Genomic DNA, 7,887 nt, shown 5'->3' on the forward strand with positions numbered 1-7,887 from the left:
CACTTTTAACGAACAGTTATAGTTCAATTAATAGATTGATGAGAAGTTAGATACATTAATCTAACTTCTCATCAATCTTAACGCCATTATTGTGAATTAGTTTTAAAAGGGCATAACGGATAATTCTTTCCAATCCTGTAAATGTAAGAGTATTAGATAGTGCTTTAGCAGTATTTTTATTAGAATGTTTCACATCGCCTAAAGAAATTTCATTTTGCATTTTTGTTAGCGGCCGAATACGATCTTTGAATTCAAGCCCAGTATGTACATATGAACTTCTTAAATCGTATGTAGACTTTATACTTTGCTCTATTGTACCTTTAGTTATTATTCCTATTTCTTGCATTGCCTCAGTATTCTCATAAAAATTATCATCTAATAGGTCTATTAATGAATGATAAAATTTTCTTTTTACCTGAAAAAGCCTTTTCTTTAAATCACGTACTATTCGATTTCCTTTTTGTAGGGTACTAATTTCTTTGAAGTTCTTAAGTAAATTCTCGTCGTAAAGCTGCTCATCTGTGTATTGCTTATCATTAAAGTTTGAAATAATTTCTCCGCTGGTAATTAAATCTAAAAAGGCTAGTTCTGGTTCAGTTGGATATATGCTTAAGGCTCTATTATAAAATTTCCCAGCAGCTATAACCATTTGACAAAAGCCTTCTGATAAGTTCTTTTCTAAAAGAAGTGGCTCGACTAATTTAAAATAACTTAAATCTAAGGGGATTGATATATCCTTTCTTGGTCGATAATTGTATTGTGGTTGAAAATAGTATTCGTTTGCTGATAGTTCAAGGTTTGGTGTTCTGTGAATTCCATCGGACTCTAGCATTCCATGATTCTTAAATTCTTTTCCATATAATAGCGATAATACAGTGCAAAAGAAATTACCGAATATTGATAGGTCTTTTCTAATCATAGAACCACCTTGAACATAACGGAAAGTAGCAACCAGAAATGTTCGTGAATTAGGATTCTCTTCGGTATTAGTTAATAAATCTTTACTTGAAAATGATAATTGTACGGCAGTATACTCAGAAAGATATTCGCCCACAAATCTAGAGGGCGTAGAAATCATGATCTTATGTATCTGGTTATTTAGTTTTAGCATACAGACCTCCGAAGTATTAATTTAATTTATTTTAATATTATAACATAGTTAGTTTAACCAACTGTTCGTTAAATTTTTATTTAACGAACACTTGAAAAGATGAAAGCTAACCTCCCCTCCTTTCTTGTAGAAATGTACAAGGACATGAAACTCTAAACAATTTAGATAAGAAAGTCTAAACTTTCGTTTTTAGATATTAGGTGTAACAAGACATTCTAAGCTGAAATTTTATATATTTACAGAACTAACCCCATTTAAATGTCTCATTCAGATTATAGTAAAAGTATACATTTACATATTGTTTTAACTTACAGTTATCAACATTTTTTTACCTTCATCTTAGTAAAAAGATAAATCATGAAACTAAAATTTATTATTATGCAAAATTGCATTTCAAATGCAGTTGATAATCATTCTTATTGTAACTATAATTGTTACATGTTAGGTGATATACGAAAGTTATTTACGGATTATACCTAACTGTGCATTTAAATACAATCGGAATGGAGATGTTATAAAGTATGAAAAAAATCATTTTAGCTGGTGCATTAGGAATTGCAGCTCTTGCAGGAACAAATTTACCAGGGTTAGAGGTAACCAAAGCAAGTGCAGCTGTTGAATCAAATGTTTCATCAATAGAAGGACGTGTAGTGGAAGTTTCAGGTAATACTATCTATATTGAAGTGAAAGGATCCAATAAGAATATTGATAATACTAATCGTTTTAGTATTACTACAACTAACTTTAATCCTAATGTAAAAGTTGGTGATGATATAAAAGCTACTGGTGCGATGATGCGTAATTTTGAGAGTTATATGATTGCACAGTCTATTGAAAAAGTTCAAGGGACTGATACATTGCATCAGGGGGAATATTTAGAACATGTTTTCGCATACGAATATGAAATAGGATATATTACAAAAGTAGGTAAATTTCAATCATTAGATTATGTAATAGTTCAATATACTGGGAAAGATGGGGTTCAAAAAAAGAATGTTACGGTTTATTTGACAAAAGGACAAAAATTTAATGCAGATGAAAAAGTGAAAGTGCATATGGCGAACGCTGAAAGAAGTAATGAGTGGTCGGTAATGGACGAAATTGAAAAAGTTAATGATTCTCAGGCACAAAGTAACCCTGTTTTGAATCGTGAAGTAAATGGCCATGTAACAGGTGAAATTATAGAAATTGGAAATAAATTTAATGAATTTAATTATGTAATAGTTCCTTATATGAATCAATATGGCCAAAAAGAAATTATCGAAGTTCGTTTAACTCAAGGACAACAATTTAAACTAGGCGACAAAGTGAAAATTAATATGGAATTGGCTTTGGGACGTGGTAATATCGATGCAGATGTAACCGTTATAGATAATATTCAAAAAGTAGATGAAACCAACACTCAAGCTTATCAAAATGATCAGTGGGTTTGGTCTTAAATATAATTAGAAATTCAATTTTTCTCTTTAATGTATATACCAATTCAAAAAACCTTACAAAAATCTTGCAAGGTTTTTTGTTTATTTAACGGATTATCTTTTATATGTCCCTAAAAAGTACTCATTCGCGATTTGATTATATATTGAATCTTTTACTACTAATATAGAATCATAATTCGGTCTTAGTTCTTCAATTTCTACATTCTTTTGAATAGGAAGATTTATATGTAAGTTTCCTTGTTTAATTTGCCTATTTTTCTGCTTTTAATTTCTTCATTTCTATCCTTCTTTGCTTTCTTAGATGTTATTATCAAACTTTCTTTATCATTTTTTAAGCTTTCCACTGGATACCCCAGCTTTTAAACATATTCATTATAATCCGTTAATCTGATTAAGGTCCTTCCATTTTCTGTAGTTATAAACTTTGGAGAAACTAAGATATATTGAAAATGGGCCTTTTCTAGTTGTTTTTTTATTAGGAACAGGACAATTCCCGAAATTTAAGGAAGATATATTTACATTAGAAGGCACAGATTACTCTTTAATCCCAACGGCGAAAGTACCGTTAGCGAACTATTATCGCGATGAAATTTTAAATGTTGAGGAATTACCTATTAATTTTACTGCTCATACGCCATGCTTCCGTTCTGAAGCCGGTAGTGCAGGACATGATACGAGAGGACTTATTTGTCAACACCAATTTAGCAAAGTTGAAATGGTTAAATATACAAAGCCAGAAGAATCATACGATGCGCTAGAAAAATTAACAGCGAATGCTGAAAGAGCACTGCAATTGTTACAATTACCTTATCGAATAATTGTATTATGTACAGTTGAGATAGCATTTCCATCTGCGAAAACATATGACATTGAAGTGTGGTTACCTTGCTCTGAGATTTATCGTGGGATTTCTTCTTGCTCAAACTGTAAGGATTTCCAAGCACTTCGTGCAAGCATTCGTTTCCGCCGTACACAAGGTGCAAAACTATTGTACACACACTAAATGGTACTGGATTGGCTGTAGGTCGCACAATAGCGGCTATTTTAGAGAACTATCAACAAGAAGACGGCTCAATTATAATCCCAGAAGTATTACGTCCATATATGGGGGGAGTAGAGGTTATTAAATGAGAAAGATGTTGATTTGTGATAAAGCTTAACCATGAGGAATAGAGTCCTATTAATATAGGACTCTATTTATATAGCAAATTCTTTTAGGAGTCTCACGACATGCCCATCAACTTAAGAATTTTATAACAACCCAAAACAATAAAATTGTACATTTTCACATGAAGATGTCAATTTTCTCGTTTTGGAGGTATTTGTATTTCTTAGCTTGATAGCGATGGGATGTATCACTCACTGCATTAACTATTTAATTTTACTCCTTGTTATAGACGATGTAACTAGGTTCATGATAAACCCACTCATCTGTACCAAATCTTAGCCAACCGTTCTTTTCTTCGTATACTTTAACTTTTTCACCTTTGCTTGCTTTTCTAACAACCGAATAGCTAGTTCCTGCCCCGCTTCGAACATTTACGCCAATGCCATTAATTTCAGCCGTTCCAATTCCCTTTTGAACACTACCAGTTTCAACTAATTGAAGCATGTTTAATATGAATGATGCTGTTTCACCACGAGTTGTTGTTCCTTTAGGGGCATACAAATTATTTCCCATCCCTTTTACAATACCTAAGCCGTATAGTCTTTGTACATCTTCTTTATATATGATTTGATCTTTATCTGCAAATGGTACGTTTGCCAATGGTCCATTTATTCCTTTATACTGTAATGTTTTATTTACAATGACCGCTGCTTCTTCTCTTGTAATTGGTGTGTTCGGGTCAAAATAACCGTCTCCTCTACCTTTAATGATTCCTGCACTTGCAGTGCGTTTAATACCATCTCGTAGAGTTGGGTTTGCATCATTTAGGTCTTTAAATGATGCATCTCCGGCTGGTAGGTTTAGAGATCTAGAGGTTAATTGAGCAAATTCAGCTCTTGTTACTGCTCTATTAGGCGCGAAAATTCCGTTTCCTTCTCCTAGCATAATACCTCTTCTATTCAAATCACGAATAGCTGGTTCATACCAACCTCCTGTGATATCGTCTGTTGGTTGATTAAATTTATTATAATACCCTTCAACACCATTTACGAATGGAACCCATTGTCCACTGTTTATCATAATAGCAGGACAGTTTTTACCACTCCATCTTTGGTGTTTTACGATGTTATTTAATGGTACACCCGTTTCTTTCATTAAATACGCTACAAGTTTCTTAGCATTATCTACTGCCTTATTGTAGTTACCATCCCTGTTAACTGCAATTTCAATTGCAATAGATTCCCTATTACCTGAGCCATTACCGTCTCCTGCGTGCCATCCGTTCTCGCTTAATGGTAAGTGTTGATAAATCTCTTTATCATCTACTGTAAAGTGCCATGATGCAGCTCGGTCTGTTTTCCCTACTGCCTGGTTATATAAGTATTGGGCGTGATTTTTAGCTCCTGCTCCTACACTTTTATTATCGGTCTCATGAATTGTAATATACTTTGGAATCATATGGTTTTGAGGGCGAATATTATCGTTTCCTGCTGGAACAATCCATTCAGTGAATGGAACGCCATTTATAGTACTAGAAATTTTAGGTGCTGAAAAAGAAAGACTACGCTTTGTTCTATTTGGATTTTTAGGGACCGTTAATGTACCCGTTTCTTCATAAATACCTTCTGAACTTTGAAGACTATCTACTTTTTTATTATCAACAGTACCTTCACCACGTCCGTCTACTCCCTCAAAACTCTTCTCAATACTTTTTAAAGCTTGTTCATCTGATACTTGAAGTGGGTCTGTTCCGACTTGTTCTTGAACACTTATAGATTGATGGTTATTTACTGATTGTTGTTCTTCTGCAAACGATACCATTGGTGAGGATACTACCGTTAGTCCTACTGTTAATGCTACTACTTTTTTATTAAATTTAATACTCATGTTTAAATTGGTATATCTCGAATTTTTAGTAGATATACCTTCCTCCTTACACTTTTTTTAATGCGCATCATAATAGTTTAAAACCTAAAAATAACAACTTAATTTTCATTACTTATAATCAATGGAAGTCCATAAATACTTCTGAATATATAGATATTTAAGATTAGTTTGAACAATTATTACAGAGATTGATAGGAACTGAAATAGTTCTTTTTTACGATTTCCCCCATACTATACATGATAATATTTCCTCTCATACACTTACAAAAATATCATCAAAATAACCTTTGAAATGGATAAAAAATACATAATAATATACTTGAAATCCCGTTTGTTTTCTATGAAATCCACAAATTCTTTAAAAATAATACCTATAAAAAAAGGAAAGTTTTCTTATAATGGGTGCTTTAAAAAATTATTATGATGAGCGTGTATCTGTTTCTGTACGATCTTTATCTATTTCTGTAATAAGAACGTTCATCCTTTTTTCATCTTTTGATATTATTATTTCATTTACATTCTTTCCTTGAGCGCTTTTTATGCTGATTTAAAAGGATTTGCTCTTTATTATTCTGTTTTTAAACAGCTGTATCAATAGTTAAAGAGCGATTTTCTATTGTAGATGACTCAATCTTTTTATTATTGGCATCTAAATCTTTAGTGCTAGTTTTTGCTATTAATTCATCCTTTATTTTTTTGAAAAGCATATCTGTTTTTGCAGTAAGTTGAGAGGCTTCAGCGCGTGTTATGAATCTACTTGGTTGCCAGGTGTTATCAGTACCATTAGAAATTTTTAAATCAATTAAAATATTGGCATATTTTTCTCCATTAGCTTCAAAAGAGAATTTACCCCATTCATTTGGATCTTCACAATAAATAATGATGTTTGTTCCAAGAGTTAATGCTGCAACTTTGTTTTGCTCAATACCTGGTTTACTTTTAATCTGTAAATCAAATGAATATGGTACATGGTAGTAAGCAGATGAGGATACAACATTTACTTTTTCCTCATCTGCTTACATTTTATACGGGATTTCATTAGATAGCACTTCAACATCTAATGTTTCAGGATTCTTTGGTAAAGTACTATATATTCAATTGAAGTACCTATTATATGCACTTATACATACAAGTGTCAAGGGAATAGATATTAAGGTTTTATGAATAACTACTAGTATCTAATCTCACAATAAATCACGTGTAAACGGTGGTAATATCCCTCTTTCATTTAAACTAGAGAGCCCTTTTATTCCATAGGATTAAAAACCCTTTTAACGATTTTTATATTTATTATAGCGATTAATTATTCACCTTATATAATAATTACTTACTATATTATTAATATAGTCACCTTACAAAAGTGTAAGATTCATTTCATTGACACTCATCTATATAAGTAACTATACTGGTTACACATGCTTAGTGAATATGTCAAATAGTCACTGCCTATAAGTGTATGTCTATGGATTCTTTTCAAAATAATAGTTTAATGGAGTTAAAGATTATTTATCTGTAATGTAGTGATAAATCCAACCTAATCGATTGTTCTTTAAGCTAAGTCGTATTACTTATAAGCTTAACTATAAATGATATATTTACTAACTTGTAATAATTTTTTAGAGGTGCTAAATTTTGAAAAACAAATTAATTGCTACAGGAATTATTGCTGGTAGTCTACTATCCTACTCATCTAGTGCATTTGCAAGTACTCATAAGTTTCCAGATGTCCCAAATTGGGCAAGCCCTTCTGTAAATTACCTAGTTGATAAAGGCGCATTACACGGAAAACCCGACGGTACTTTTTCTCCTGCTGAAACAATTGACCGCGGTTCAGCTGCTAAAATAATGGCCATTATGCTTGGACTAGATATTAATCCAAATGCTAAACCATCTTTCCAAGATGCTCAAAATCACTGGGCAGCACCATACATTGCAGCTATTGAAAAAGTAGGTGTTATTAAAGGAGATGGCAATGGTAACTTCCTTCCAACAGGTTTAATTAATCGTGCATCAATGGCTTCAATGGTGGCAAACGCTTACAAATTAGAAAATAAAGTTGCTGGAAATATAGTAACTACGTTTGAGGATTTAAAAGGACATTGGGGAGAAAAATATGCAAATATTTTAATACAAACAGAAATTTCTAAGGGCACTGAAGATGGAGAAAACTGGTCCCCTAATAGACCGATTACCCGTGCAGAGGCTGCACAATTTATTGCAAAATCTGATCAAATCGTCCACCAAACAAAGAAAGAAGAAAATGCTGTAGTTGGTGTAATAAATGATGCAGATCCTTATTATGTGACAGTTACGTATAAAGATGCCAATGGAAATAATCAAGA

At 32.3% G+C, this 7,887-nt stretch carries 3 protein-coding genes and 4 pseudogenes; 3 read left to right on the top strand and 4 right to left on the bottom strand.

Annotated elements, in window-relative coordinates; genetic code table 11:
- Positions 1 to 55 precede the first annotated feature (55 nt).
- Positions 56 to 1,111 (bottom strand): HEPN domain-containing protein, encoded by a 1,056-nt coding sequence (locus AB6801_RS20335; protein ID WP_087948223.1) that lies wholly within the window; start codon positions 1,109 to 1,111, stop codon positions 56 to 58.
- Between the two features lie 521 nt (positions 1,112 to 1,632).
- Between AB6801_RS20335 and AB6801_RS20340 the strand changes: the two are divergent.
- Positions 1,633 to 1,953: pseudogene (locus AB6801_RS20340) on the top strand (hypothetical protein); the annotation flags it as partial.
- Between the two features lie 1,051 nt (positions 1,954 to 3,004).
- Positions 3,005 to 3,681, top strand: a pseudogene (gene serS / locus AB6801_RS20345) (serine--tRNA ligase); the annotation flags it as partial.
- 250 nt (positions 3,682 to 3,931) lie between these two features.
- Here serS and AB6801_RS20350 read toward each other — a convergent pair.
- The 3 genes and pseudogenes from AB6801_RS20350 to AB6801_RS20360 form a co-directional block, all read right to left on the bottom strand.
- Positions 3,932 to 5,545, bottom strand: a complete 1,614-nt coding sequence (locus tag AB6801_RS20350; protein WP_087948221.1) for an S-layer homology domain-containing protein — start codon at positions 5,543 to 5,545, stop codon at positions 3,932 to 3,934.
- Between the two features lie 700 nt (positions 5,546 to 6,245).
- Positions 6,246 to 6,372, bottom strand: a pseudogene (locus AB6801_RS20355) (S-layer homology domain-containing protein); the annotation flags it as partial.
- Positions 6,361 to 6,627 (bottom strand): annotated as a pseudogene (locus AB6801_RS20360) (S-layer homology domain-containing protein); the annotation flags it as partial. The pseudogenes AB6801_RS20360 and AB6801_RS20355, both read right to left, overlap by 12 nt.
- Before the next feature lie 550 nt (positions 6,628 to 7,177).
- On the opposite strand from AB6801_RS20360, the gene AB6801_RS20365 reads away from it, so the two are divergent.
- The coding region (locus tag AB6801_RS20365) for an S-layer homology domain-containing protein (RefSeq protein WP_370941152.1) at positions 7,178 to 7,887 on the top strand (710 nt) is incomplete at its 3' end.

This window comes from Bacillus sp. RCC_6_1 (genome assembly GCF_041360755.1).
Taxonomy (GTDB): Bacteria; Bacillota; Bacilli; order Bacillales; family Bacillaceae_G; genus Bacillus_A; species Bacillus_A cereus.

Bases quoted from the DNA above. Each gene is read 5' to 3' on its own strand.
- AB6801_RS20335 (WP_087948223.1), bottom strand. From the start codon at position 1,111: ATGCTAAAACTAAATAACCAGATACATAAGATCATGATTTCTACGCCC.
- AB6801_RS20350 (WP_087948221.1), bottom strand. From the start codon at position 5,545: ATGAGTATTAAATTTAATAAAAAAGTAGTAGCATTAACAGTAGGACTA.